The organism is Microbacterium sp. Bi128, from assembly GCF_918698205.1.
Genome location: NZ_CAKKMM010000921.1, coordinates 1 through 2047, shown reverse-complemented (window position 1 = coordinate 2047; position 2047 = coordinate 1). Strand labels below are relative to the sequence as shown.

The following is a 2047-nucleotide window of genomic DNA, read 5'->3' as shown; positions in this document are numbered from 1 at the left end:
GTGGTGACATTGGCCCTGATGTCGGCGTTCAGGGCTCCCTGCGGGCGCTGGGTGGCCATGATGAGGTGGATCCCCAGTGACCGGCCGATGGCGGCAATCCTCATAAGTTCGGTGAGGGCGCCGGGCGCTTCGTCCACCAGGATCCTGAACTCGTCAACGATGATGACCAGAGAGGGGACGGGCGGTCCGGCGGCCGGTGACGCCTCGTAGGCCGCGAGATCCGGGGCATTGGCCCGGGCGAGCAGTTCCTCCCTCCGGCGGACCTCGGCCCGCAGGGAAACCAATGTGCGCTCCACCTGCGCAGCGCCCAGATCGGTCAGCATGCCGACGCAGTGTGGGAGGCCGGTGAGCGGACCCAAGCCGGAGCCGCCCTTGAAATCTATGAAGAGCAAGTTGACCCGGTCCGGCGGATGGCTGGCCGCGAGGCCGGCAGCAAGAGTCCGCAACAACTCCGACTTTCCGGAACCCGTGGTCCCCGCGACCAGGAAGTGCGGACCGTCAGCCTTCAGGTCGATCCGCACGGCACCCCGGGCCGCCACGCCGACGGGCGTACCCAGCCCGGCCTCCGCGCCGCTCCGGGACCAGCGCCGGGAGATGTCCTCTGCCGCGAGGGGAAGGACGTCGGCCAGGCTGCAATGCCGGGGGATAGCCGGCGGGGGAGCCGGCGGCGTACGCCGTGCGGCGCTGAACCCACGGCAAAAGCGGTCAAAGACCTCGGCCGGGACCAGATCCGGCACGAAGTCCACGGGCGGGGACCCAACCCTGATCAGGGCGCCGCGCCGGCCGAGGACAATGCCGGGGTGTACGCCGGGACCGGGCTCCGGCGAGCACTCGATCACCCTCCACCCATGCGCCGCCGCCATTGCCCTGAATGCCGGGCCGGCGCCAGCAGCGCCTGGACCGGGCGCGGGGCCTGACTGCGCCGGAGTGTCCCAAAGAATGAGGACGCCGCGGTCAAATCCCCCGCCATGACCCGGAGGACCGCCGGGACCGCCGGGATCGCCGGGGCCGCCGGGGCGGCCGGGACCGCCTGGACCGCCTGGACCGTCGGGAGCGCCTGGACCGTCGGGAGCGGCGGCCAGCACGGCCGCAGTGGTGGCGTCATTCGCGGACAGTGTGACGCCGGGCAGGAAGCGCGCCGGCAACGGCACCGTGTCCGCAGGGCCATGCAGCAGCAGTCGGGTGCTGTCCGCCAGGGGATAGGCGGCCAATTGCAGGATGAACGAGCGCATCAGTCCGGCCGTCGCGGGCGCGGGGCCGTGGACGGTCACCACCGCCGGGACCGGGTCCAAGGTCAGGGGCACCTGGCCGAGCGACGGTGGCCGAAAGCCGGCGTCGGGTGGTTCGGGCCGGATATTCGCGCTCTGTTCCGCCAGCCCGAGCCGCAGGCAGATGTCCGGCGGCTCCCCGCCAGGCGCACGGGCTGCCGGGGGCACCGCAGCCGCGCAACCAATGGTCAGGTCAGCCGCGGAAGGTGCGGCGTGCCGGCGTCGTTCCCTGTCCTGCAGGGCGGCCTCCGCCACAGCGGCCTGGAACTCGCGACGCTGGCGGCGGCCCGAGAGGAACGGGACCAGGACGGACACGCCAGAGACTGCGGTGAAGGCCAGGAACATCCACATGCCGGTGAGAAATGCCATGCCGACGCCGACCAAGAGCGGCAGCACCGCGGCCAGCGCCATGGCGGCCCGGTGGCCTTGGGCGGCGGTGCCGCGGACAACCAGCGGCGCGGCAACGCTGGAGCCTGCCAGCACCGTCACGGCGTCCGGGGCAGCACGGGGCACGCCCGATGGCCCGAGCCGGAGCGAGATAGTGGAATCGCCGCAGCGGATCGAGGACGCCGTGGTCACCGGGGCCGTTCGCACGCTCCGGCCATCGACGCTGGTGCCGTTCGCACTGCCGAGGTCCATGATCGTGACGTCCGAGTCCCCGACGTCCAGGCGCGCGTGCTCCCGGGAGAGCGCGGCATCAGGGATCACGACCTCGGTGCCCCCGCGTCCGATCCGGAAGCTTCCCCGCCGCAGGGCGACCAGCGTGCCCGCGCCGGGAC

The 2047-nt window shown here is 72.5% G+C and carries 1 protein-coding gene; it reads right to left on the bottom strand.

Annotation, left to right across the window (positions count from 1 at the left end; all coding sequences use genetic code 11):
* On the bottom strand, positions 1 to 2047 hold a 2047-nt coding region (locus LQV45_RS28035), incomplete at both ends, for an FtsK/SpoIIIE domain-containing protein (protein WP_230010195.1).